Below are 24,187 nucleotides of genomic sequence, written 5' to 3' on the forward strand. Positions count from 1 at the left end.
TGAACAGCAGGCAACATCGCCTCACTGAAGCGAAGCCCTTACCGGGGTTCGGCCGCTTCGATTCGCGGGGCTGCCCAGCTGGCCAGGAGTCGCAGACGCTCTGCGCTGGGTGAGCCGGGTTCCGCGGTGTAGATCATAAGAACGAATCCTGGGTCGGCGGTGATGATGAGCTCTTCATAGGCAAGAGTGAGCTCGCCGACGACGGGGTGATTGAAGCGTTTTGTGCCGGAGCCGTGGGTGCGGACGTCGTGGGCCCCCCAGAGCTGGCGGAATGTGTCGCTGCGGGTGGATAGTTCGCCGACGAGGTTCTGGAGGCCTTTGTCGTTGGGGTCGCGCCCTGCTTCGGCACGCATGATTGCGACGCACATTCCGGCGAAGAGATCCCAGTCCGGATAGAAGTCGCGTGATGCGGGGTCGAGGAATTGGAACCGGGCCAGGTTCGGTGTGCGCCCACCGTCGCCGATCAGTGGCGAGTAGAAGGCACGTCCGAGTTCGTTTGTGGCGAGAAGATCCTGGTGCTGGTCGCGCACGAATGCCACGCCGTCGGTGATCGTGCTGAGTACCCAGTGAAGACTGGGCCTGCTCACGGCGTTCTTTGTGGCGCGCCTGCGCGGACGTCCGGACAATGGGACGCCGTCTGCTGCGCGGGCGAGGTCGAAGAGGTGGGTCCGTTCCGTGTCGTCGAGGTTGAGTGCGCGGGCAAGGGCGTCGAGAACGGAGGAGGACGCCCCTCCGATCGCGCCACGTTCGAGCTTGGCGTAGTACTCGACACTGACGCCGGCGAGCGTTGCCACCTCGGTGCGACGGAGCCCCGCCACCCGCCGGTTTGCTCCGGCGGGAAGGCCCACCTGTTCCGGAGCAATTTTCGCGCGGCGGGACATGAGGAATTCGCGTACCTCGGAGTGATTGTCCATGTCGACGAGACTACGTCTCCGGCACTGGGCGCGGGGTGCCCTGCTGGTACACCCCTCGACAGAGACTCCCTCCCGGGGTGCACAGCGCGTTGACTGAGGCATATGCAACAACCGGCTGTTCACGGCGGGCACGGTGTGGACCGTTGCGCACCCGTGGGCAGTAACGCATGCAACAGTCGGCGGTGAGGAGAATCTTGAACACGACCATCACGGTGCCACCACCGGCCGCCGTCGAGACGATGAAGCGTTTGCCTCTGGCAACCCTGGTTGCCTTGGCGGTCATCGGCTTCGTTCTCGTGGCGATGGAGACCATGCCGGCCGGCCTGCTTCCGGTCATCGCCGCCGGCATGGGGACCAGCGAAGGCACCGTCGGGCTATTTGTGAGCGCATACGCCCTCGGCACGGTCATCATCACGATCCCGGCCATCACCCTGACCCGGGGAATGCGCCGAAAGCCCCTGCTCCTCGGAACGATCCTCGGTCTCATCCTCGCGAACAGCGTCACCGCACTCTCCAGCGACGTGGCTCTGTCCCTGCTGTCACGGTTCGTTGCGGGGGCATTCTCAGGAATCATCTGGGGGATGCTCGCGGCCTACGGTCGAAAGATCAGCCCGCCGTCCCGCGCAGGGCTGTCCCTGGCGATCGTCTCCGGCGGGGCACCGGTCGGATTCGCCCTCGGTACACCCCTCGGATCCTGGCTTGGAACGACATTCGACTGGAGGTGGGCATTTGGCGGCCTCACCGCAGTGGCCATCATCGCCGGTGCGCTCATCGCCGCGATCGCCCCCGACGCCCACGGACAGCCGGGAAGCTCACGACTGCCCTTGGTCCGGGTGTTCCGAATCCCCGGCATCGCCATCATTCTGTCCGTCATCTTCACCTGGATGTTGGCGCACAACACGATCTACACCTATCTCTCCCCGTACCTCAGGGCGACCAGCAGCAGCCTCACCGTCGACGTTCAGCTTTTCATCTTCGGAGTCGCCTCGATCGGCGGCATCGTCATCACCGGGGCGCTGCTGGACCGCTATCCGAGACCGCTGCTGCACGGCAGCGCGGCGCTGTTCATCATGGCCGGTGTTGTCCTCCTCATCGGGCACACCTCGACCGCGGCGATCGTCGTCGCGACCGTTCTGTGGGGAATCGCGTTCGGCGGGGTATCCGCCCAGGTCCAAGCCGCTCTCACCACAACGGGAGGCAACGACTCGGATATCGCCAACTCGTTCCTGCCGGTGGCGTTCAACCTCGCCATCTTCACCGCCGGCATTCTCGGCGCCGCCCTACTGACAGTCTTCGACGGCCTCGTCCTCACCGTCGTGATGATCGTGTTCGGCCTCACCGCGCTCCTGCTCACCGTCTACGGACGTCGCACCGCTTTCCCCGTCCGCCTCTAGCAACCATTTCCCACAATTTCTCAACCATTCGACCAATCGACAGCAACACATCTGGAGATAGCAATGAAAGCGATATACATGTTCGGTGCTGGCGACGTTCGTCTCGTCGACGCCCCCGACCCCGTCGTGCACGACACCACCGACGCCGTCGTCCGAATCGTTCGGGCCTGCGTGTGCGGTTCCGACCTGCACCCGTTCCACAGCATGCCGAGCACCCCGGGTGGGGTGTCCATGGGGCACGAATTCATCGGCGTCGTCGAGGAAGTCGGATCCGACGTCCGCACCCTCGCGCCCGGCGACCTTGTCATCTCTCCGTTCGCCTTCTCCGACGGAACGTGCGAATTCTGCCGCGAAGGCCTCTACACCTCCTGCATCCACGGCGGATTCTGGGACATGCCCGGCATAGGCGGCGCCCAGGCCGAAGGCATCCGGGTCCCCTTCGCCGATGGGACCCTCGTGAAAGTCCCCGGCATCGACGAGAAGTCCCCGCTGCTCACCTCGCTGCTGACCCTGTCCGACGTCTACGGCACCGGGTGGCACGCAGCCAGCCGCGCTGGTGTCACCGCCGGAGACACTGTCGCGGTCATCGGTGACGGAGCGGTCGGCCTGATGGCGGTCCTCTCAGCCAAGCAGCTCGGCGCCGAGCGCATCATCCTGATGGGGCGCCACCAGGCGCGCACCGACCTCGGGCGGGAATTCGGCGCAACCGACGTCGTCGCAGAACGCGGCGACGAAGGCATCAACAAGGTCCGCGAACTCACCGGCGGTCACGGCGTCCGGAAGGTGCTCGAAGCGGTCGGGCATCTGCCCGCCTACGAACAGGCCTACCGCATCGTCCGGCCCGGCGGAGTCATCAGCCGCGTCGGCGTTCCCCAGTATGAGGACGCACCGATCGGGTTCGGCAGCCTCTTCGGCGCCAACATCACCCTGACCGGCGGCCCGGCTCCTGTGCGGGCCTACATCGAACGGCTGATGCCGGCGATCCTCGACGGCACCGTCAACCCCGGAAGGGTCTTCGACCGTACCGTCACCCTCGACGCCGTCCCCGAGGCGTACCGTGCCATGGACGACCGCGAAGCCCTCAAGGTCATGATCGCCTTCTGAACGACACACTCCTGCCGCTCCCCGCACCATCGACCACCCCTGAAAGGAACACCATGACCAGCCAACGCACGCAGGTCGGAGGAGGCCGGAACCTGTTCGGCGACTTCGCTCCGAAACTCGCCGAACTCACCGACGACGTCCTCTTCGCCGACGTCTGGAACCGCCCCGAACTCTCCGCCCGCGACCGCAGCCTGATCACCGTGGCCGTACTCACGGCCGGCGGGAACACCGACCAGTTGACCTTCCACCTCGATCACGCCGTCAAGAACGGCGTAACCCAGATCGAACTCATCGAAGCCATCACGCACGTCACGCTCTACGCCGGCTGGCCCCGGGGCATGGCCGCAATGGGCGTCGCCAAGCAGTATTTCTCCAAGAACGAGTAAGGAACATCATGATCATCGAACCTGCAGTACCGACCACGCTCAACCCGGCCGCCCAGTTCGCCGGTGAAGTCTGGCTCGACCCGATCGCACTGCCCCACGAGGCCGACCAGCGCATGGTCGTCGTGACGGTGCGGTTCGCTCCAGGAGCCCGCACCGCCTGGCACTCCCACGAACTGGGCCAGTACGTCCGCGTCACGCAGGGCGTCGCCCGTTTCGGAGCGCGAGACGGCTCGATCATCGAGGTCCACCCCGGCCAGACGCTCTACACCCCGCCAGGCGAACAGCACTGGCACGCGGCAGCCCCCGGCGTCTTCATGGAGCACATCGCCATGGTTCAGTCGGGCGACGACCCGGCCAAAACCACCACCTGGCTTGAGCACATCACCGATGACGAGTACAACGGCAGCTAAAGGCCGTCTGCCGACAATTCCGTGCGCGAGTTCCTGACGCTGCGACGCCGGGCATTCGGGGAGCCGCAGCCGCCACTTGGGGTTCCGGTGCGACGGAAGTGGGTGCGGCCGGGTTCGTGAGTTCTGCACCAGACCGGCCGCCTTGGCGAAGCTGGTGCGGGCGCCGGTGGCATAGCCCAAGGCACCACGCAGGTAACGTCCCCGGGCACCAATCGAGTCAGTCCATCCGATGACGCTGGCTCAGCTTCGAGAATCACCCGGTGCCGGCACGAGGCCTGGGCCGACAGCCGGAAATCGGCGCGGTGAACCGCTCGGGCGACGATCACCGCTCGCTAAACTGGACTCGAGTCCACGACCTTTTTGAGGGACTTTGAATACCGAACAAGCAGCAAGGATGAACACCGGAGTCGGCTTCGTCGCAGCACTTGACCAAAGCGGCGGCAGCACGAGTGGCGCTCTGAAGCTCTATGGCATCGACCCGGCCTCGTACGGCAGCGATGAGCAGATGTTCGACCTGATGCATCAGATGCGTGCCCGTGTAATGACGGCCGCAAGCTTCACCTCCGACCGCATCCTCGCGACGATCCTCTTCGAGCAGACCATGGACCGCACCGTTAACGGCCAGTTGACGGGTGAGTACCTCACCGCCCGAGGTATCGTGCCAATCGTCAAGGTCGATCAGGGCCTGGCCGCTGAGGAGGACGGCGTCCAGTTGATGAGGCCCCTCACCAAGCTGGAACCCCTCCTCACCCGTGCCGTTGAACGCACGATGTTCGGCACGAAGATGCGTTCCGTGATCAAGTCAGCCAACCCCGCCGGAATCCAGGCGATCGTCGACCAACAGTTTGCCGTCGCCGCGCAGGTTCTTTCCCATGGCCTGGTGCCGATCTTGGAACCCGAAGTCGACATACATGCCCCTGACAAGGCCGAAGCCGAAAACCTGCTCAAAGCCGACGTGTTGGCGGCCCTCGACCGGCTCCCCACCGACCAGCCTGTGATCGTCAAGCTGTCGATCCCGACGGTACCCGACTTCTACACCGACCTGATCGAGCATCCGCTGGTATTGCGGGTGGTAGCACTCTCCGGTGGCTACAGCCAAAGTGAGGCCTGCCGATTGCTGGCCGAGAACCACGGTTTGAGCGCCAGTTTCAGCCGGGCGCTGCTCGAGGGCCTTACCGTCCAGCAATCGGACGCAGCCTTCAACGCAATGCTGGCCACCTCCATCGAGCGGATCTACACGGCGTCCACGACCTGACCCCCGGCATTCCCAAGCTGCGGGGTGCGTGATATACGTAGCTCATGACCACTGGAAGCAAAGACGAACCGTGGATTCTGTCCACCCCGCCGGGTACGAGCCAGTACACGATGTACCGCGACGAGTCGAGCACACCACCGAGCCTGGTCTGCCAGGTCGGATCAACAAAGCTCAGCTACGACGCCCGAGCCGTTGAGGACCTGCACACCTGGCTCACGGAGCATGGTGATTGGGTACCGCTGGGTGCCGCGGACGAGAAGAAAGTCCCGGCTGAGGGGAGTGTCGAGGCGTGGGGCCGGTCCGAGTCCAACCCGCTCGGCGGCTGGTACGGGCTCCGGAACGGATACCGCGGGCGATTCGGCATGTATCTTCCGCCGTTGCTCGAAGCGCTCGGACTCGCCGAACTCACCCACGACCCCCGCAACAACAGCATGCGCGCACGCTAGAAGTCCCTCCCTGCGGTCCCGTATGACAACGGGCCGTCGGATCCACAGGACGGCAGCTTCCCTGCGACATTCTGGTGAGGCTAGGTTCCGGACGCAAGTGCACGCGCAATGATCGCCGCGATGACGTCGGCCTTGGCTTCGGCGTATGCATTCATGTCGTCGAAACCCTCACCCAACAACGCGCTCTTGGTCGCTTCATATAGGGACCGGTCGTCAGCATCCGCACGAAGACGGTTGCGGAAGAGGAGGTACCTGTCGATAGCCGAATCGCCTCTTTGCAGGATGTGGATGTGCACATCGCGTGCCGAGGTTCGCACCAGGCGATGGCCGGGCTCACGAACGCGCAACTCGTATCCCACGGATAAGAGAGGTCCGAGATAGTCCTCCTCCACCGTGATATCGCCGACCGTGACCAGGATGTCGATAATCGGCTTGGCCGCCAGCCCGGGTACCGAGGTCGATCCGATGTGTTCAACCTCGACTTCCGTCGTTCCGAGCGCCTTCCGCAGACGATTCTGGTGGGCAAGGAAGATAACGGGCCAGCTGTCGTCATAGGCAACGAGTTCCAGCTCGCGCTTCTCAGATCCGCCGACAAGCTCGACCGCTACAACGTCTGGTCGACGCGATACGAAGTCCTTGGTCATGCGATCATCCTCGCATCGGTTTTGCCCGGTAGCGCTCAGACGCCCGCGAGCCAGAGGTCGGGTCCGAAGATCTCGTAGTGGATGCGATTGGCAGGGACCCCTGCAGCCAGCGCCTGCGAGCGCAGGCTGCGCATAAACGGGAGCGGCCCGCACAGGTAGACCGAGGCGTTGTCGGGAATGGTCACATTCTCGAGAGACATGAAACCCTCGTGGTGACCGGCGCTCGGGATTTCCAGCCACAGCTCCAGCTCGGCGGCCTCGAGCAGGGCGATGTCCTCGCTCATCTGGTCGCGCAGCGCCCAGCGTTCCAGGTTGCTTTCGGCGTGCAGGACGAGCACTTCGCGCTTCGAGGCACCGTCCACCAGCGAGCGCAGGATGGACGCGCTTGGCGTGCAGCCGATACCAGCCGAGGCCAGGACGAGCGGGCCGTCGCCGCGGTCCAGGGTGATGTCCCCGCAGGGCACAGAGAGGATCAGCGTGTCGCCGACCTGCACGTCGCGGTGCAGGGCTGGGGAGACCTCGCCGTTCGCATCCAGCTTGGTGGTGAAGACGCGGGTCGTGGCCGTGCCGGCTGACAAGGAGTATTGCCGCACCTGATGGATGCCGTCGGGCATCCGCACGGTGACGCTCACGTACTGGCCGGGCAATGCGGGCGAGACCGGGGTGTCATCGGCCGGTTCGAGGGTGAACGTGACGGCGTCGGTACCGGCCGTTTCCTTCTTCACGACGACCCAGGGCGCGAGGGGCTTGTCGCTTGCGAGGCCGGAGTAAAGTCCGCTCTCCATCTTGATCAGGGCGTGGGCCATCAGCCAGTAGACCTCGGTCCAGGCACCGGCGATCTCCGTTGTGATGACGTCGCTGAGCTCGTCGGCGATGGCTTCGAAGAGGTATTTGTAGACAATGTCGTACTGCTCGGGCCGGATGTCGAGGGAGACGTGCTTGTGCGCGATGCGGGAGAGCATGGCCTCGGGAGTGGTCTCGGGATTCTGAACCAGGTGCGTCGCGAACACTGCGATGCTGCCGGCGAGTGCCTGCTGCTGAGAGCCGTTCTTCTGATTCGAGCGGCTGAACAGGCCGTCGAAGAGCTCGGGGTGGGCGGTGAGCATGCGGCCGTAGAAATTCCTGGCGATTTCGGGCATGCGCTCGCCTACGAGGGGCAACGTCGCTTCGATCAGGGGCAGAGACTGGGCAGAGAGCATGTTGACTCCAAACATTTAGGTATTTAAATCAAAACTATCATTTTAATTTTGTATACGCGGATTCTGCGACGTGCAGGACGTTCCGAGCGCAGTGAAGCGCCTCAAAGGACGACTCCGGCCAGAGAGGAAACCCGGCTCATGCTCAGAACCAGCCCGCGCCAGTGGCTCAGCGAAGTGACCGCAGGTAGCGTCTACGCGCGATCCGTTGGGCGATGAGCAATAGTGGGTAGAGGGCTCGCCAAGGCTGCTGTGGCGCAGGTCGCGTGAGCGAGCGCACGGTGAGACGCACCTCGTCGCCACGTCGGTGCACGATGAACGCCTCTTCACCACTGACCGGGTGCCCAGGCAGGGTTCGGTATGCAAAGCCGACCCGGTCGGACTCCTTGACGACCTCAACGACCTCCACGGGCTCGACAACGGTCACAGTAAGCACACGTGCGGTGACGATGACATGGTCCCCCTGTGACACCGGCCCGGTCGAGTCGACCGCAAACCCGCTCGCTGTTTTCACCCGCCACCGGAGGACGTCCCTGGTGGCGCGCTCCCAGATGGCGTCACCATGCCCCACGAGCGCCGACACTTCGGAGCGCCGGTACCCACGGTCGCTCGCCGGCCATTCACCACGTTCCGGACTGGTCATGCGTCACCTCGTTCGCTGCGTCGAGAGCATTCTCGACCGAAGCCGCGTAGGTCAGCTGCATTTGTCCGGGGCGTCATTGAAGAGAGCCACCCAGTCGCAGATCGCGCCATCCGAAGCCGTCCGAATCGGGCAGCGCGTCGCGGATTTGTGCGTCGTTGAAGGGGAGATGGGGACGGAGATCATCGGGTAGCTCGGCAGCGGGCAGAGCAGCATCTGTGACGCCTTCGGCCAGCATCCGCGCTTGGGCTTTCGCCAGAAGCGGCACCGTCAGCGTGCGTCTCAGACCAGGATCCTCCAGACCGCTCAACCGCGTGCTGCCATAAACCCACGCCGCGTATGCCCAGTCGTCCAACCCTCCGACGAGGACGTCGTCCTTGGGCGAGCGGTTATGCATTCCGTTGGACTCCAGACTCAATAGACGCTCCGGGTAGGCGCAGCGTTACATCAATCCAGCCGCTGTGGCCGGGTGGCACTCATCGCGTTCATCTATTGCGTGAGCCGGCGGATTACCCAGAGAACCGTGCCGACCAGAGCCGCACCGAGCGCGGCCACCACTCCAAGATTCAGGAGCGGCGCGAACGCCACGAGCAGCGACGGCAGAACGCAACCAGCCGGGGACGTGCACGGCTGGTTCGCGACGCCTTCGATCACTGACATCGCTGCGATGATGAGTCCGCAGGCGAGCCACAGCTTGACGAGGTCACCCAGGGTCACACGCTCTCGACGCTTACGTCGTGCCGGGGAGCGGGACGGAGTCGCGCGACTGCGGGCGGGAGTGCGATTCAGAGCGCGGTTGGGAGCACCGGTCGTGGGTCGAGTGGTTGTTCGAGTCGCCGCGGTCTTGGCTTGGGAGGGGACCTGAGCGGCAACGTTGAGCGTCCCGACCTGAAGAACGAGTCGCTCGAATCGTGGCATTACCCGCAGGGTGTCGGCCGCTCGCGGGTCCACATGCCAGGTTTCCGGCTCTTCGGCTGCGAACTCGATCAAGGCCAATTCGCTGTCGCTCAATTGCTGAGGCCGGGCCACGAGCCAGGAGACAAGGTTCTTCGCATCCACGACAGAGACCGCGCCCGCGGCGGGGGCGCGGTTGTCGTTGATCGACCTCGCACCGAGAATCGCCAGGACGGAGATGACCGGCACGGGGAACCCGACTTTTGTCGTCAACCGTCGGCCCACATCCATCGCGTCACTCTGCGCCTGCTTCAAATGCCGGGTGTTGACGTTGTTGACTCGAAGCACGAAGTCGCCCACCCAAATGGATGCGCCTGCGTGGTGTTTCGTGTTGATCGCGAACACTCCCCCGGACCCGATGACGAGGTGATCCACATCCTTGGTGCCGGCACCGATCGGCACCGCATGCCGCACAAACCACTTCGGACCTAGCGCAGCAAGAAGCAAGCCGACCTCGATCTCGCCGAGAGCGCCCACGTACCAGGACCGGGCATCCGCGTGAAGCGTCACTCCGTCGGAGGACCGCAGGGAAGGATCGAGAGCCTCAGCGTCAGCCTGGACCTGCAGGCATTTCGCCGCCACCGAATAGCCAGCTCCGCGCGAGGACAGCGCCTGAATGCCCGCAAAGTCAACGCGCCCACCCACATCGTCAGACATTGGCACCCGTACCCCCGAGGCCTGACGCTACCCGCATGCGACGAGCAGCCGCTTCCCCCAATGCGGGGCCGAGCAGCCATGTTTACGCCAGGACCGTCTACCCTTCCGTCAGGATGCGATGCGGTTGACCGCAGACTCATCGCGTGATTGCATCGGGCCCGATCGTTCGTTCTTGGCCGTTCGCATCCAGGACGCGGACGTCCAGGGGCATGCGATTGCGGCGGCGTAGTCGTCCGGTCAGTACGCTATGAACACCGCGGGTCACCAGGGCCAACTTCGTCAGGCTGCGAAACTCGGCAGCGTCCGACGTGACAAGGTTCAGGAGAGGACGCGCGGCGGCCTCCGGGGCCTGCCCCCACAGCCCAACGACCGCCTGGAGTGCAGTTAGACGCCCTTCGTATCCTGGCTGTGACGTGATGTGGCTGAGAAGGGCTGTCGTCACCAAGCCGGGGTTCATACCGTGAACGCGGACTCCGGTTCCTTTGGTTTCGAGTCGTAAAGTCTCCGTGAACTGGCGGACCCAACGCTTACTTGACGCGTATGCGTTCTGCATCGCGACCGGGCCTTGGTCGCCTTGGCCGTAAAGGTTGACGAGGTCGCCGTGGCCTTGGGAGAGGAACACCGGCAGTGCGACCCGTGACCCATGAAACGTTCCGAGGATATTCGTTCGCACCACGCGCTCGAAGTCGTCGATCGGCGTGGATGCCGTGGGCCCGTAAACGCCAGAGATTCCAGCGTTATTGACCCAGATGTCGAGCGTCCCTTGCCGGAGGGCCTCGTCACGAAGAGTCTCGACGTCGGCCATTTCCCCGGTGTCGCAGCGACACCCGGAGACCGAAATGCCCTCCAGTCGAAGCCGTTCGACGGCGGCTGCGACGTGGGCTTCCGAACGGGATGCCAGCACAACGGTTGCACCCTGTTGGCCCAACAACCGGGCCACAGCGAAACCAAGGCCGCGAGTGGAACCCGTGACGACCGCCACGCGCCCGCGAAGGGCACCCTGCTGGGCATCCATGCCTCTCCTCACGCCGCAAGCCTCACGCCGCTACCGCAGGAGAAGTGCCGAGAGGGCATTAGTCCCACGTTTGACGCGACGGTTACTGACCCGGTCGCGTCCATGATGGCACGGTTGCGGTTCGCGCGTTCGGACCGACCCTGCTGCGGAGTCGATCGTGGAGATGGCTGGCGCAGCACGGAGTCCGTCGGCACGTCTTGATGAACCCAAGTCGACCTGACCCGCTACCTCAGCATCAGCGGTTTCCTCGTCACCGAGCTGACTCGCCACCGATACACCCGGCAGATAGTCGGAATCTGGCACCAAGCCTGACGTTGATACTCCCGATGCAGACCCCGAACAGCGGGCACTCTGTCGATGACACGCTGGGCGCTTACTCGATCGCGTCAGCGACGGAGGTCCTCAGCGCGGGCACTAGGTCAGTCTCGAACCAGGGATTGCGCGCTTGCCACCGGAAGTTGAGCGGTGACGGGTGCACCACGGGAAACACATCGGGCAGGTACTCTCGGAACGCTCGGACAGTCTCGGTGAGGTTGCGCTTGCCACGGCCGACGAGATACTGGTCCTGCGCGTACTTGCCGATGAGCAATGTCAAACGAATCCCAGACAGCTGGCCGACGATGAGCGGATGCCACCGCGGTGCAAAGTCTTTTCGTGGCGGCAAGTCGCCGCTGGTTCCTTTGCCCGGGTAGTAGAAGTCCATCGGGAGGATCGCGAACAGCGCGGGATCTCGGAATTGATCCTCCGTCACACCCAGCCACAGCATCAGCTTCGCGCCGCTCGCGTCGTCCCAGGGGATTCCGGAGGCTTCCGCCTTCTGTCCGGGCGCCTGACCGATGATCACAATCCGAGCGGCAGGGTCCGCGACGAACAGGGCCCCCACGCCTCGTTTCGCCCAGGCAGCGTTCGAGGGATCGGTGTCAATGGCCTGCCGGATCTCGTCGAGGGTCACGTGTCCCTCCTGAGCCGACTCGCCAAGCTCGAGAACGGTTGCAGCATTCTGCAGACAGTAGCAGTTGTGAAAGTGCGGCGCCGAGATCGTGAAATCGTCAAATTTTGATGCGAATAGTTCCCCGGTAAACGCCCTTGTCATCGTCGCCGGGCAAGGGGGCCGGCGCGGGCAAGATCGACTGGCGGTCCATCTCTACCTGCGCTTCGTAACGTGTCGGATTGAATGCCTCATCGGCGATTGTCATCGATCCGCCTCGACGCCTCTGATTCCAGGAGAAGTCGACCCACCCCTTGCGCTGCCCGACAATGGCTACAACAGTGATCACGGTGATGACACCTGCAACGATTATCCAGTTCACCCTTCAAATCTAGTTTGATTACATTCCGAGGTGGCGAGTCTCTTGGGGCCCCTTCCCGGAGCTGTTGCGGTCAGGCCAAGTCCTTGAAGCTGTCCTCGCCGGGGCGCCAGACCATCCACGCTTCGTCGTGGAATCCCCTGAGCTCGGCGATCTCAACGAGACGTCTTCTTTCTCAGGGTGGATCACGATCGCGCCCGTGTCGAGGTCAATGCGGATACCTGCCCCGGTGGATTCGCGACGTCACCGTGCCAGGGGTCAATCGGCGTAGAGAATCTGCGTAGCCACGGTCCTGCTGCGGCAGATGCGAACGGCTTCTAGAAGAAGTCGAAAACGAAGCGGCCAAGCGCCCGCAGAGATCGGCCAAGACTGCGCACCCACCCGATACCGCGACGTCTCGATTCTGCCCAAGTGGCGCCGGCCACCATCACTGCGGCAACCAATGCGACGAGCAGCGCGACCTCGACAATCGGGCCGGGCAGACGGACTACACCATCAAGGGCGATGACGATTCCGGCTGCGAAAAGAACTACAAGCCCGAGGACGGTCGTCCACAACGGCCAACGGGACCTTGGTCGGTGTTCCTCGGGCGGCAGCACAGGCCAGACGCTAGCACGCGAACTCCCATTCCATGCAAGCATGACACTCATGCGTGACGCCGACTGCCCGGCATCTAGAGCGGCCTACGTCACGCGTTTGAAGGAGGGCTGCCAATTCCGAGCTCCCACGGGCCCGCACCCGACCAGATCAATACGAATGCGCACGACTGCCCCAGCGTCGAGCCCTGCTTCGCCTTGCCCACCAAATCAACCGTCATCAGCTTCGGGGAGATATCGGAGGCACTGCTCATTTCGCGTCCAACCGGAGAGATCTTGGAACACTGTTCGAAGACGACACCCGCACTCTCGGCAGTGTATGCCGACGCTGCGGACGTGAAGAGATCCTGGAGCGCCTGCTGGTCCCCGGCGTCAATGGCCGCGATCACCTGCTGACGAAGCTCTCTTGCCGATCCGTCAGGGGGCAAGGACATCGTGGGCTCATCGAATGCGGTGCACCCGGAAAGCACCAATCCTGCGAACGTTACAACGAAGCACAGGAGCAAACGCTGGGGGTGACCGCGATCCCTTCTGGACGATATCGGCATTAGATTTCGCGGACTGACCGGGCGTCGTCGATTCCGTGGTCAAGCGTCCTGCCTGCTGCCAACTCGTTGACTTTGTTATTCGAACTCATCTCGACACGCGGCCACGCAACACGCCCAGAATTCAGTACGGCCGAGTTAGAGAGGGATCGTTGCATCGCGCTCTTCATCTTCCCCATGGGTTTGATCATTGCAGCCCCCGCGGGCATTGCCCAGAAGTGCGCAGACTCACTGCGGTGCAAGGCTGTCGACCCGGCCCAAACCATTTCCTTTTGGGTACACACGTAGGTACACGCATAGACCTGGACAGAAACGGCGGATACCAACGGTCCAAGTCACCGGAAACGCCGATAAGGCCCGGTTCGGCGTGAAAAAGTGTGCCCCTGGAGGGATTCGAACCCCCAACCGTTTCCTTAGGACGGAACTGCTCTTCCGTTGAGCTACAGAGGCTGGCTGTCAAAGTTTAGCTGGTGCGAGCCCGATCAGGATTACGCGGGCGGGTATAGGAACAGCGCGACGTCGCTCGGCGAGACCGTGCGCTTGTGATACGCGTGGCTGCCCATCCAGTTGTACTCCTCGAGCACGACGGATCCGTCACCGCCGATCGACTGCACATAAGCGACGTGGTTGTAGTTGAACCAGGCGACCGCGCCGACGACGGGGGTCTTGCTCGTGGTCCAGCCGTGGTTGGACCACGCACTCGCCCAGGCGCTCGCGTTGCCGCCGCCGGGGGTCAGGCTGTTCCAGGTCCAGCGCCAGGAAGAGCCGGTCGAACCGGCGTCTCGGTTCAGGCGCCAGGCCACGAAGTCGACACACTCGCGGTAGTAGTAACTGAGCGGGGATAGGCCGCCACCCTGCGACTCGGTGGGCATGTTGTACCAGGGGTAGTCATCACCCTCCGCACGCACGCCGTAGACGGCGAAGGCCGCCGCAGCGGCACGGGCGGTCGCCACCTGCTGGGCAGCGAGGGCCTTCTTGGCCGCGAGCGCCTGCGCCGCGAGCTGCTCTTTCGTGGTGGCAGCGAAGCCGTCACGCGAAACAGTGACCGCGGTCGCCGCTGCTGCGACGGTGAGGCCCTGCACGGTCTTGTTCCCCGACGAGTGCGTTGCGCTCGTCATGTCACCGGCTGCGCGCGGAGTGAAGGCGTACGCGGGCAATGCCGCGGTGAGGAAAATGGCCGGGATGGCGAACACAGCGATCGCGATCTTGACCGGATGCCGCCGCTTGCGTGGGAAACGACCGACCGGCTTCGCGGGCGAGGCCGAAAAACGGCTACGCGGCCTCACTGCGGGAACGACGACGGGTTCGGGCTTCGGTGCCAGGAATTGCTCCGTGGCCGGGCTCAAAGCCGGGAGCGCCTCGCGCTGGGCCCGGAGTTCGCGACGAGTGAGAAAGACCTCGGGGCTCGCTTCGGAATCGGACACGCCAGACTCGGGCAACAGGATTCCTCTGGATCGTGGCGTATCAATCGGATTCATCCCACCCTAGGGGAAACCGTCGAAGAAGTCACCCCCGGCGTTACACATCCGTTACATTGCCTGATCAGGCGGCAGGCGCAAGATACTCGTCCCATTGCGGCAATGGTCGCTCGACTCCGCGCACGACCCAGCTGGACCCGATCGGGATCTTCGGGTGGAAGAGCAGATCCCAGCCCATCTCGGCGGGAGTGCGATCGCTCTTGATGTTGTTGCAGCGCAGGCAGCAGGCCACGAGGTTGTCCCAGCTGTCCCGGCCACCGCGGGAACGGGGCTGCACGTGGTCGATCGTATTCGCAGTCCGGCCGCAGTACGCGCAGCGATGGTCATCCCTGCGGAGTACGCCGCGCCGGCTCACCGGCAGCGAACGGGAGCGCGGGAGATGCACGTACCGCGTGAGGATGATCACGCTCGGTCGATCCCACGAGCCGGTCGTCGCCCAGACCGGGTGGGCCTGGTCGGCGGCCACAATGGTGGCCTTCTGATTCATGACCAGCACGATGGCCCGTTTGAACGAGACCACGGCGAGGGGCTCGTAGCCCGCGTTCAGAACAAGTGTGCGCATTCGTTCCCTTTCGAAAAGGGCTGGACGGCTTCCAGCCATTCGATCTACTCCCTCGCACCGAGAGTCAGGGGCAAACGGGCAAACAAAAAGGGCGCTGTCACAATGACAACGCCCTACGGTCTGAAACGCGAGAACACGCGCAACTCAGACAAGTTTGACTGCCGTGCCGCAACGCAAAGCGGCAGCGCACATCCATGGTGTGGATCGTGCATCGCTCGCGCATTGGCTCTCCCAAAAGACTCGCAGTACTACAGAGCATCAGGTTAACGCACAAGCGACACGCCGCGCAGCACCCCACAACACTTCGTGGGCAAGCTGTTACGCATTGTTCACATCGTTGCCGCCCGGCGAGGCCACGTCGCGGCCTCGCCAAGCCCCGTCCGAGCGACTTAGATCCCGAGGCGGACGATGTAGTACGAGCTCGTCCAGATGGGCTGCACCCTCACGGAAGCCCCCTCATAGGGCGCGTGCAGAATGTTGCCATTGCCGGCGTAGATGCCGTCGTGACCGTCCATGATGACAAGGTCACCCGGCTGCGCATCGGCGAGGGAGATACGGGTGCCCGCGGCGCCCTGGCCTGCTGCCGAATGCGGCAGGCTGATCCCAAACTGGGCGTAGACGTACATGACGAAGCCCGAGCAGTCGAAACCGGCCGGGGTCGACCCACCGTAGACATAGGGAACACCCTGGTACTGCAGGCCGACGTTATAGACGGATGCGAGGCTGAACGTCGGGTAGGACGGGTTCGCCAGGAAGTCGGAGACCGACGGCCCCGAATACGCGGCCGCATACGTCGTCATGGAGGCGGCCGCGGCGACGCGGCGCGCTTCGGCTGCCGCTGCGGCGGCCGCAGATGCTGCTGCCGCCTTGGCCGCGGCGATCTCTTCCGGCGTCGTGGCGCTGAAGCTGTCGCGGGCGACGCTGACGGTCGAGGCCTGGTCGGCGACGGTGAGCGACTGGGCGCCGGACCGGGTGAGGGCCGTGGATGCCGTCGTGCCGTGCGCGATATCCGTGCCGGGAGAACTCGGCGCGAACGCGTATGCGGGGATCGCCATGGTGGCGACGAGTCCGCCGGCCAGGGTCATCATCACGATGTTGGCGATGGCGCCGCGCCGGCGTGACGGGCGGGTGAAGATCCCGCGCGCGGGGGCCTCTTCACGCTGCGCCGGCGTCGGGGCCGGCCGTGCGGGTGTCGGGGCAGAACCTCGACGGGACAGTCTTCTACCTAATTCTTCGGCCAAAGTGTGTACCTCCGGCGCCTCGACAACACTAGGTAGTTGCCCCGTCCAATGCGTTGGTCGCATGTGTTACCGAACCAGGAGACGGGAAGAGAGACGTCCTGCTTCGAGCCCGGCGGCCGGTTCTGGCCTGTGGGACTCGTCCGACAGTACGTGAGGTTTCTCCGTTTGTCACCCCTTGGTGACGATTTAATAACGAACGCGTAACGAAAGGGTCATCTGTCGACCGCCGAAAACCCGGCATCCGTTCGGGTTTTGCCCCGCGAAACGGGCGGTTAGAGAGCGGCGACCGGGGTAGCCACGAAGATGTGGCTCGCGACTTCATTGGGCAGTTCGAGACCCTCAGCGAACCCCGCGACCTCGACGAGAACGTAGGAGCCGAGTGCCGAGAAAACCGCCGAATTGCCCGGCATCACGCCGGCGTTCTTGAGCTGGGCGAGGAGTTCCGGGTCGAACTGCACCGGTTCGCCGAGGCGGCGGATGACGGCGGTCACCGGGGTCGTCGACCCCGCGACGACCTCGACGAGGTTCGTGACTCCCGCCATGAATGCGACGGCGGGCGAGTCGCCCAGTTCGTCGAGCCCAGGGATCGGGTTGCCATACGGTGACTCGGTGGGATGCCCGAGCATCTCCAGGATCTTGCGCTCGACCTGTTCGCTCATGACGTGTTCCCAGCGGCAGGCTTCGTCGTGGACGAACTCCCATTCGAGGCCGATCACGTCGCTCAGCAGGCGCTCGGCGAGGCGGTGCTTGCGCATGACATGCACGGCCTTACGGCGCCCGTTGATCGTGAGTTCGAGGTGGCGGTCGCCGGACACGACGACGAGCCCATCCCTCTCCATGCGCGCGACGGTCTGCGAGACGGTCGGGCCGGAATGGCCCAGTCGTTCGGAGATCCGGGCCCGGAGGGGGACGATGCCCTCCTCCTCCAGATCGAGGATGGTGCGGAGATACATTTCGGTCGTGTCGATCAGATCAGTCATCGCCGGCCTCCCAGTGCCTCCGTGTGCGTCACAACCTTATCGCCGTGTTAGGGGTCGTTAGAATCGCCTCATGTCGAATCTGATAATTCCCTCCGAACTCTTGCCCGTTGACGGACGATTTGGCTGCGGCCCGTCCAAAGTCCGTCAGGAACAGCTTGAGTACCTCCTTAAATCTGGCACGTCCATTATCGGTACCTCCCATCGTCAGGCGCCGGTGAAGAACCTGGTCGGCCGGGTCCGAACCGGCCTGGCGGAGCTGCTCCGCGCTCCGGAAGGCTACGAAGTCGTCCTCGGCAACGGCGGGTCCACCGCCTTCTGGGATGCAGCCGCGTTCTCCCTTATTTCCAAGAAGGCCCAGAACCTCGTCTTCGGCGAGTTCGGCGGCAAGTTCGCTGCCGCGGCGAGCGCACCGTTCCTCGAAGCACCCGACGTGATCAAGGCCCCGGCGGGCTCGCTGAGCGCGGCCGTTCCGACCGAGGGCGTCGACGTGTACGCCTGGCCCCAGAACGAGACCTCGACCGGTGTGATGGCGCCCGTCACCCGCGTGCACGGCGACGCCGGAGCACTGACCGTCATCGACGCCACGAGCGCCGCCGCCGGCATCGACTACGCCGCCGATCAGGCGGATGCGTATTACTTCGCCCCGCAGAAGAACCTCGCCTCCGACGGCGGCCTCTGGATGGCGCTCTTCTCCCCCGCGGCCATCGAGCGCGTCGAGCAGATCGCCGCGAGCGGCCGGTATATCCCGGAGTTCCTCAGCCTGAAGAACGCGATCGACAACTCGCGCCTCAACCAGACCCTGAACACCCCGGCCGTGGCCACCCTGCTCCTGATCGAGAACCAGCTCGACTGGATCAACGGCAATGGCGGCCTCGCCTGGGCCTCCGCACGCACCCGCGAGTCCTCCTCGGTGCTCTACGACTGGGCAGCGACCGTTGACTACGCGACGCCGTACGTCGTCAACCCCGACCACCGTTCGCAGGTTGTCGCGACGATCGACTTCGACGACGCGATCGATGCCTCCGCCGTAGCCAAGGCGCTGCGCGCGAACGGCATCTCCGACACCGAGCCCTACCGCAAGCTCGGCCGCAACCAGCTGCGCGTCGCGACGTTCACGGCGATCGAGCCGAACGACGTACGCCAGCTCGTCAAGTCCATCGAATTCGTCGTCGCCAACCTGGGCAAATAGCGGTCCTCGTGCGCCTCTGGCTGAGAGACAGCGAGCGCCGGCCCGATCCTGAGCCGGCGAAAGCGGATGCGCGCACGCCCATCCTGATCGGAGCACTCGCCTGGCTCGTGGCCGCGGGTCTCGCCCTGGTTTTCCAGGGTGAGCTCGCGGCCCGCGGGCTCGGCTGGTGGCTGTGGTGCGCGGTGGCCGGGGTCGGCCTCGGCGTCGCCGGGCTGGCCTGGCTGCGCGTGAGGCGCCGGTAGTTCGTCAGACGCTATTCGTCTTCGTCGATGTCGTCCGGGTCGATGTCATCGTCTTCTTCTTCGTCATCATCGTCGTCGTCGTCTGCGTCGTCGTCGTCTGCGTCGTCGTCGTCTGCGTCGTCGTCGTCGTCGTCTGCGTCGTCGTCATCGGTGTCGTCGTCATCGTCATCGGTGTCGTCGTCATCGTCGTCGGTGTCGTCGTCGAGAGCGTCGGCGGCCGCGGTCGCAGCGACCAGGTCCTGGGCCGTGCGGTAGTCGGCGAGGCGATCGGACCACGGGATCCACTCGGGTGCGACGAGGGCTTCGTCCCCCGGCGTGAGCTCGGTCTCGAGCACCTGCGGCAGGGATTCCCCGTCGATGCGCGAGAGCGTGACGGTCCAGCGCCAGCCCGGATACCCGGTCATGGTGCAGTCGAAGAGCAGCGACACGACCCGGTCACCCTCGACGACGTGTCCGAGGGGGTCGCCGATGGTGTCTTCCGGCGTGAAGGTAAGGAGGGCGGCCCTGGCCACCTCGACAGCCGCGACGAGTGTCTCGTCGGTGGGAACGGCATCCGCTGCCGGCGACTCGGCGTCGTCGGCCACGGCGTCATCGGCGACGGCGTCGACAGCCGGTACGTCGAGTGTGGTGTCTTGGATCTGCTCAGGCATCGAGTTCCTCTGCGACCTTGCGAAGCATGGCGGCGATCTTGTGGCTGTGGGCGCTATCGGGGTAACGGCCGCGACGCAGACTCGCACCGATGCCGTCGAGCACCTTGACGAGGTCCTCGATGATGATGGCCATGTCGTCGGCGGGCTTGCGGCTGAGCTTGACGAGGCTCGGCGGCGCTTCGATGATGCGCACGGACAGCGCCTGGGCGCCGCGCTTGCCATCGGCGATGCCGAATTCGAGCTTCGTTCCTGGCTTGACCGTCACTCCGGTGGGCAGCGCAGAAGCGTGGAGAAAGACCTCCTGGCCGTCATCGGAACTGATGAAGCCAAAACCCTTCTCCTCGTCGTAGAACTTGACCTTGCCGGTGGGCATCTGGACCTCGCTGAATTCCGGGCGCGCGACATGCGCGCCAACCGCACCCAGCTTATTCGGTTGCACTCGTCCCCGCCCCGTATCCTTGACACTGTGACCAATCAAACTCCACACGCCGCCGGCCGGCCGGAACGCATCCTCGCCTATATGGTCGCCGCCACCGTCGGCCTGTCGATCCTCGCGTTCTTCGCCGTCATCATCGGCACCTGGCTCGGCGCCGGCGCCAACAACGGCTTCGGCGAGGGTGTCTGGCCCGCGATCCTCGCGCTCCCGCTTGTCGGACTGCCGATTGGATTCATCCTGATCATCGTTCTCCTGGTGACGACCACCGTCCGCCGCGCTCGCGAGGCACGACAGAACGGGGAGTAACGCCGTGCTGACGCTCGCTTCACGCCTTCGTGCCCTCGACGACGCGGCGTTGCGCCGCACGATCGAGATCCGCGCGATCTCAGCCCACGGCATCCGTGATTTCTTCGACCTCGCCGAAGCCCTGCTGAACCCGGCCGCGGTCCAGGCAGCCCTCTCCCGGCTCGACCGGTCGACTCTGGCCGTGCTTGCGATCACCGCCACCGAGGCGCCCGCCGAACCGACCGAGCAGACGGGTGTACCCGGCGCGTCCCTCGGCCTCGATGCGCTCACCTCCCGCCTCACCGAGCTCGGCGGCCTGCCCGTCACCCGAGCGGATGTCGCCGCGCGCGCAGCCGTGCTCGACGAACTGATGCTCGCACTCCTGTCCGACGACGGCCTCAGGGTGTATCCGGCGGTCGCCGAGCACCTGGCCACCTGGCCCGACCTCGGCCTGCCGTCCGCCCTCGAGCTCGCATCGACACCCGCGCCCTCCGCGCTCGCGACCGTGATCACGACCGACAGCCGCTTCACCGACCGCCTCGCCGCCGAACGTGCCTTCGCGGCGGTCTCCTCAATCGCCGAGCTCGTCACCGAACTCTCCCGGGAGCCCGTGCGCGAGCTCAGCCGGGGCGGACTCGGCCTGCCGGACACCAAGCGCCTCTCGTCCGTCATGGGCATCGATATCGACGCCGTCGCCACCTACGTCGCGACAGCAGCCAGGGCGCAGCTCATCGCGCACTCGACCGGGTACTGGAACGAGACGGAGGCCGGCGAGGCCTGGCTCCTCGAGGGCACTGCGCACCGCTGGGCGGCCCTGGCCGGCTCCTGGCAGGCGGCACTGCCCGCCGACGTGCGCAGCATCCTCGCGCACCGCCCCGGCGTCTCCTGGGGCGAGGGACTGCGCAGCTTCGTGACCTGGCTCTACCCAGCAGGCGGCGAGTGGATGGACACCCGCGTCACCGAGTTCGCCCGCGACGCCGAGCTGATCGGCATCACCGCTCACCAGACCACGAGCCCGGCCGGTGCCGCTGTCCTCGCCGAAGACCTCGACGGCGCCATCGCCACGATCGGGGCGTCCCTGCCTGCAGAAGTCGGCGCCGTCTACCTGCAGAACGACCTCTCGATCGTCTCCCCAGGCCCCCTGGCTCCCTCCATCGACGCCCGGCTCCGCGGCCTCGCCGACGTCGAGAGCCGCGAACTGGCCCTCAGCTACCGAATCTCGGCGACCTCGGTCAACCGGGCGCTCGCCGCGGGTGAAACCGCCGAGTCACTCCTCGACTTCCTGCGCACGATCTCGCTCACCGGCATCCCCCAGCCCATCGAGTACCTGATCCGGGAGTCCGCAGGCCGGTATGGACGGATCCGGGTCGGCGAGGTGGCCGCACCGACCGCGCTCAGCCGGAGCTACGTCCGCTCGGACGACGATGAACTCCTCGGCACCCTCGCCGTCGACCAGACCCTCGGCCCGCTCGGACTCGTCCGCGCGGACGCCCACCGCCTCACGAGCCGGTTCACCTCGGACGTCGTGTTCTGGGCGCTCAACGACGCCAAGTACCCGGTCGCAGCGGAGAGCTCCGACGGAGAGGTCCTGCACCTCCGCAGGCACCAGCTCGCCAGGGTCCTCCCCCCTGAGGCCCCTGACCTCGCACTCATCCTGGTCGAAAAACTCCGTGCCACGGATGGCGGCGAAGACGTCGCCGCCGACGCCTGGCTCGCCCGCCAACTCGATTCGGCGATCAAGTCCAAGCAGACCGTCATCGTCAGCATTGCGATGCCGGGCGGGGTCGTCGTCGACTACCTGCTCGAACCGGCCAGTGTCGGCGGAGGCCGATTCCGCGCCAGGGACCGCCGTGCCGACATCGAACGCACTCTGCCGCTCTCGAGCATCATCAGCATCACACCTGCCCCATAAGCGGGGGTGGGCCGATGGGAGGCTCCCAGCCATGCGGGCGTAGGATTAACGGCTATGTCTGATGGCCCACTGATTGTCCAGAGCGACCGCACGGTTCTGCTCGAAGTCGCCCACCCCCTCGCCGAAGATGCGCGCCACGACCTCGCCGTGTTCGCCGAGCTGGAACGGGCCCCTGAGCACATCCACACCTACCGGATCACCCGGCTCGGCCTCTGGAACGCCCGCGCGGCGGGACATGCCGCCTCGGACATGCTCGGGACCCTCGAGAAGTATTCCAAGTTCGCGATCCCGCAGACCGTGCGGATCGACATCGAGGAGACCGTCGGGCGCTACGGCCGCCTGATCATCGAGCGCGACGACGAGGGCCAGCTCGTGCTGCAGAGCAACGACCGGGCTGTGCTGATGGAGATCTCCGGCGCCAAGCGGATCGCCCCCCTGCTGATCGGCCACCCGACCCCGGATTCCTTCCTCGTCGAACCCTGGGCCCGCGGCCAGCTCAAGCAGGAGCTCGTCAAGCTCGGCTGGCCGGCCGAGGACCTCGCCGGCTACACGCCGGGGACCCCGCACGACATCGCGCTGCTCGAGAACGGCTGGGCGCTGCGCGACTACCAGAACAAGGCCGTCGCGAGCTTCTTCGACGGCGGTTCCGGCGTCGTCGTCCTGCCCTGCGGAGCGGGCAAGACCCTCGTCGGCGCCGGCGCAATGGCCACGGCGAAGACCAACACGCTCATCCTCGTGACCAACACCGTCTCGGCCAGGCAGTGGCGCGACGAGCTCCTCAAACGCACGACCCTCACCCAGGACGAGATCGGCGAGTACTCGGGGCAGGTCAAAGAAGTCAAGCCCGTCACGATCGCGACGTACCAGATCCTCACCGCGAAGCGGAAGGGCGAGTACGCCCACCTCGAACTCCTCGACGCGATGGACTGGGGCCTCGTCATCTACGACGAGGTGCACCTCCTTCCCGCGCCGGTGTTCAAACTCACGGCCGAACTGCAGGCCCGCCGCCGCCTCGGCCTCACCGCGACGCTCGTCCGCGAGGACGGCCGCGAGGGCGACGTGTTCAGCCTGATCGGCCCCAAGCGTTTCGACGCACCATGGAAGGAGATCGAGGCCCAGGGCTTCATCTCCCCCGCCTCCTGCTACGAGGTACGGATCGACCTGCCGCAGTCCGAGCGGCTCACCTATGCCGCCGCAGCGGACGACGAGCGATACCGCCTCGCCGCGACCGCCCCGGCCAAGCTCGACGTGGTCAAGCGTCTCGTCGCCAAGCACCCCGGCGAACGCATCCTCGTGATCGGCCAGTACCTCGACCAGATCGACGAACTCGCCGACGCCCTCAACGCGCCGAAACTCACCGGGGCGACCCCCGTCGACGAACGCGAACGGCTCTACCAGGCTTTCCGGGTCGGCGAGGAGAACCTGCTCGTCGTCTCCAAGGTCGCGAACTTCTCCGTCGACCTGCCCGAGGCGACCGTGGCCATCCAGGTCTCCGGGTCGTTCGGCTCGCGCCAGGAGGAGGCGCAGCGGCTCGGCCGGCTGCTCCGTCCCAAGGAGTCCGGCCTCGCCGCCAACTTCTACACGCTCGTCGCCCGCGACACCGTCGACCAGGACTTCGCACAGAACCGCCAGCGCTTCCTCGCGGAGCAGGGGTACAGCTACACCATTCTCGACGCGAACAACCTCGACACCGACGCCCTGGTCGACGAGGCCGCAGCAGGCATCCGCTGACCTGCCCTGACCGATCCG

At 65.2% G+C, this 24,187-nt stretch carries 27 protein-coding genes and 1 tRNA gene; 11 read left to right on the forward strand and 17 right to left on the reverse strand.

All coding sequences use genetic code 11. The features are described 5' to 3' along the window. Nucleotides 1-38 precede the first annotated feature (38 nt). Nucleotides 39-914, reverse strand: coding sequence for a helix-turn-helix transcriptional regulator (locus E3O46_RS09050; RefSeq protein ID WP_134558824.1), 876 nt, complete (start codon nucleotides 912-914; stop codon nucleotides 39-41). 194 nt (nucleotides 915-1,108) lie between these two features. On the opposite strand from E3O46_RS09050, the gene E3O46_RS09055 reads away from it, so the two are divergent. The 6 genes from E3O46_RS09055 (at nucleotide 1,109) to E3O46_RS09080 (ending at nucleotide 5,909) form a co-directional block, all read left to right on the forward strand. Beyond that, nucleotides 1,109-2,308, forward strand: a complete 1,200-nt coding sequence (locus E3O46_RS09055; RefSeq protein ID WP_241975322.1) for an MFS transporter — start codon at nucleotides 1,109-1,111, stop codon at nucleotides 2,306-2,308. A gap of 63 nt (nucleotides 2,309-2,371) precedes the next feature. Beyond that, on the forward strand, nucleotides 2,372-3,412 hold the full coding sequence (locus E3O46_RS09060; RefSeq protein WP_134558825.1) for a zinc-binding dehydrogenase: 1,041 nt from the start codon (nucleotides 2,372-2,374) through the stop codon (nucleotides 3,410-3,412). Between the two features lie 53 nt (nucleotides 3,413-3,465). Then, the gene (locus E3O46_RS09065; RefSeq protein WP_134445777.1) at nucleotides 3,466-3,798 is read left to right on the forward strand and encodes a carboxymuconolactone decarboxylase family protein; all 333 of its coding nucleotides are present in this window, start codon (nucleotides 3,466-3,468) and stop codon (nucleotides 3,796-3,798) included. Between the two features lie 8 nt (nucleotides 3,799-3,806). Then, nucleotides 3,807-4,208 (forward strand): (R)-mandelonitrile lyase, encoded by a 402-nt coding sequence (locus E3O46_RS09070; protein ID WP_134445778.1) that lies wholly within the window; start codon nucleotides 3,807-3,809, stop codon nucleotides 4,206-4,208. A 370-nt stretch (nucleotides 4,209-4,578) separates the two neighbouring features. Beyond that, entirely contained in the window at nucleotides 4,579-5,463 is an 885-nt protein-coding gene (locus E3O46_RS09075; RefSeq protein ID WP_134445789.1) for a fructose bisphosphate aldolase, read from the forward strand. Nucleotides 5,464-5,507: 44 nt separating this feature from the next. Then, nucleotides 5,508-5,909, forward strand: coding sequence for a DUF6855 family protein (locus tag E3O46_RS09080; RefSeq protein WP_134445779.1), 402 nt, complete (start codon nucleotides 5,508-5,510; stop codon nucleotides 5,907-5,909). 80 nt (nucleotides 5,910-5,989) lie between these two features. Here the strand turns inward: E3O46_RS09080 and E3O46_RS09085 are convergent, their stop codons facing one another. From E3O46_RS09085 to E3O46_RS09150, 14 genes are all read right to left on the reverse strand, one after another. Further along, entirely contained in the window at nucleotides 5,990-6,553 is a 564-nt protein-coding gene (locus E3O46_RS09085) for a GrpB family protein (RefSeq protein WP_134445780.1), read from the reverse strand. A gap of 35 nt (nucleotides 6,554-6,588) precedes the next feature. Then, nucleotides 6,589-7,752 carry a globin domain-containing protein gene (locus tag E3O46_RS09090; RefSeq protein ID WP_134445781.1) on the reverse strand — a complete coding sequence of 388 codons (1,164 nt, stop codon included), beginning with the start codon at nucleotides 7,750-7,752 and terminating at the stop codon, nucleotides 6,589-6,591. A gap of 166 nt (nucleotides 7,753-7,918) precedes the next feature. Further along, nucleotides 7,919-8,392 (reverse strand): DUF1990 family protein, encoded by a 474-nt coding sequence (locus E3O46_RS09095; protein ID WP_134561588.1) that lies wholly within the window; start codon nucleotides 8,390-8,392, stop codon nucleotides 7,919-7,921. Between the two features lie 73 nt (nucleotides 8,393-8,465). Further along, the gene (locus tag E3O46_RS09100; protein ID WP_134564464.1) at nucleotides 8,466-8,807 is read right to left on the reverse strand and encodes a hypothetical protein; all 342 of its coding nucleotides are present in this window, start codon (nucleotides 8,805-8,807) and stop codon (nucleotides 8,466-8,468) included. Nucleotides 8,808-8,878: 71 nt separating this feature from the next. Next, a complete protein-coding gene (locus E3O46_RS09105) occupies nucleotides 8,879-10,000 on the reverse strand; it encodes a nuclease-related domain-containing protein (protein ID WP_134561589.1) in 1,122 nt (373 codons plus the stop codon). A gap of 136 nt (nucleotides 10,001-10,136) precedes the next feature. Further along, entirely contained in the window at nucleotides 10,137-11,015 is an 879-nt protein-coding gene (locus E3O46_RS09110; RefSeq protein ID WP_134561590.1) for an SDR family oxidoreductase, read from the reverse strand. Between the two features lie 373 nt (nucleotides 11,016-11,388). Next, the gene (locus E3O46_RS09115) at nucleotides 11,389-11,967 is read right to left on the reverse strand and encodes a uracil-DNA glycosylase family protein (protein ID WP_241975324.1); all 579 of its coding nucleotides are present in this window, start codon (nucleotides 11,965-11,967) and stop codon (nucleotides 11,389-11,391) included. A gap of 97 nt (nucleotides 11,968-12,064) precedes the next feature. After that, nucleotides 12,065-12,325, reverse strand: coding sequence for a hypothetical protein (locus E3O46_RS09120; protein ID WP_134561592.1), 261 nt, complete (start codon nucleotides 12,323-12,325; stop codon nucleotides 12,065-12,067). Nucleotides 12,326-13,010: 685 nt separating this feature from the next. Then, on the reverse strand, nucleotides 13,011-13,352 hold the full coding sequence (locus tag E3O46_RS09125) for a hypothetical protein (RefSeq protein ID WP_134561593.1): 342 nt from the start codon (nucleotides 13,350-13,352) through the stop codon (nucleotides 13,011-13,013). A gap of 489 nt (nucleotides 13,353-13,841) precedes the next feature. Then, nucleotides 13,842-13,913 (reverse strand) — tRNA-Arg (locus tag E3O46_RS09130). Between the two features lie 38 nt (nucleotides 13,914-13,951). Continuing rightward, nucleotides 13,952-14,887, reverse strand: coding sequence for a CHAP domain-containing protein (locus E3O46_RS09135; protein ID WP_134561594.1), 936 nt, complete (start codon nucleotides 14,885-14,887; stop codon nucleotides 13,952-13,954). Between the two features lie 118 nt (nucleotides 14,888-15,005). Next, nucleotides 15,006-15,503, reverse strand: a complete 498-nt coding sequence (locus E3O46_RS09140) for an HNH endonuclease (RefSeq protein ID WP_134450064.1) — start codon at nucleotides 15,501-15,503, stop codon at nucleotides 15,006-15,008. A gap of 389 nt (nucleotides 15,504-15,892) precedes the next feature. Next, complete coding sequence (locus tag E3O46_RS09145) at nucleotides 15,893-16,744, reverse strand: C40 family peptidase (protein ID WP_198413393.1); 852 nt, start codon at nucleotides 16,742-16,744, stop codon at nucleotides 15,893-15,895. A 272-nt stretch (nucleotides 16,745-17,016) separates the two neighbouring features. Continuing rightward, nucleotides 17,017-17,724 (reverse strand): iron-dependent transcriptional repressor DtxR, encoded by a 708-nt coding sequence (locus E3O46_RS09150; protein ID WP_134450063.1) that lies wholly within the window; start codon nucleotides 17,722-17,724, stop codon nucleotides 17,017-17,019. A gap of 70 nt (nucleotides 17,725-17,794) precedes the next feature. On the opposite strand from E3O46_RS09150, the gene serC reads away from it, so the two are divergent. Together serC and E3O46_RS09160 are read left to right on the forward strand one after the other, a co-directional pair. Next, complete coding sequence (serC, locus tag E3O46_RS09155) at nucleotides 17,795-18,913, forward strand: phosphoserine transaminase (protein ID WP_134450062.1); 1,119 nt, start codon at nucleotides 17,795-17,797, stop codon at nucleotides 18,911-18,913. Nucleotides 18,914-18,921: 8 nt separating this feature from the next. Beyond that, nucleotides 18,922-19,155 (forward strand): DUF2530 domain-containing protein, encoded by a 234-nt coding sequence (locus E3O46_RS09160; protein WP_134450061.1) that lies wholly within the window; start codon nucleotides 18,922-18,924, stop codon nucleotides 19,153-19,155. 11 nt (nucleotides 19,156-19,166) lie between these two features. Here the strand turns inward: E3O46_RS09160 and E3O46_RS09165 are convergent, their stop codons facing one another. Together E3O46_RS09165 and E3O46_RS09170 are read right to left on the reverse strand one after the other, a co-directional pair. Further along, a complete protein-coding gene (locus tag E3O46_RS09165) occupies nucleotides 19,167-19,805 on the reverse strand; it encodes a DUF3027 domain-containing protein (RefSeq protein WP_134561595.1) in 639 nt (212 codons plus the stop codon). Next, nucleotides 19,798-20,178: a cold-shock protein gene (locus E3O46_RS09170; RefSeq protein WP_134450059.1), complete on the reverse strand. Its 381-nt coding sequence runs from the start codon at nucleotides 20,176-20,178 to the stop codon at nucleotides 19,798-19,800. Before E3O46_RS09170 ends, E3O46_RS09165 begins: the two co-directional genes overlap by 8 nt. Nucleotides 20,179-20,271: 93 nt before the next feature. On the opposite strand from E3O46_RS09170, the gene E3O46_RS09175 reads away from it, so the two are divergent. From E3O46_RS09175 to E3O46_RS09185, 3 genes are read left to right on the forward strand one after another with little or no spacing between them, the layout of a single operon-like run. Then, nucleotides 20,272-20,547 (forward strand): hypothetical protein, encoded by a 276-nt coding sequence (locus E3O46_RS09175; protein WP_134450058.1) that lies wholly within the window; start codon nucleotides 20,272-20,274, stop codon nucleotides 20,545-20,547. A 4-nt stretch (nucleotides 20,548-20,551) separates the two neighbouring features. Further along, nucleotides 20,552-22,438: a helicase-associated domain-containing protein gene (locus E3O46_RS09180; RefSeq protein ID WP_134558849.1), complete on the forward strand. Its 1,887-nt coding sequence runs from the start codon at nucleotides 20,552-20,554 to the stop codon at nucleotides 22,436-22,438. 54 nt (nucleotides 22,439-22,492) lie between these two features. After that, nucleotides 22,493-24,169, forward strand: coding sequence for a DNA repair helicase XPB (locus E3O46_RS09185; RefSeq protein WP_134450056.1), 1,677 nt, complete (start codon nucleotides 22,493-22,495; stop codon nucleotides 24,167-24,169). The last annotated feature ends 18 nt before the right edge of the window (nucleotides 24,170-24,187 follow it).

The organism is Cryobacterium glucosi (assembly GCF_004402235.1).
Lineage (GTDB): Bacteria > Actinomycetota > Actinomycetes > Actinomycetales > Microbacteriaceae > Cryobacterium > Cryobacterium glucosi.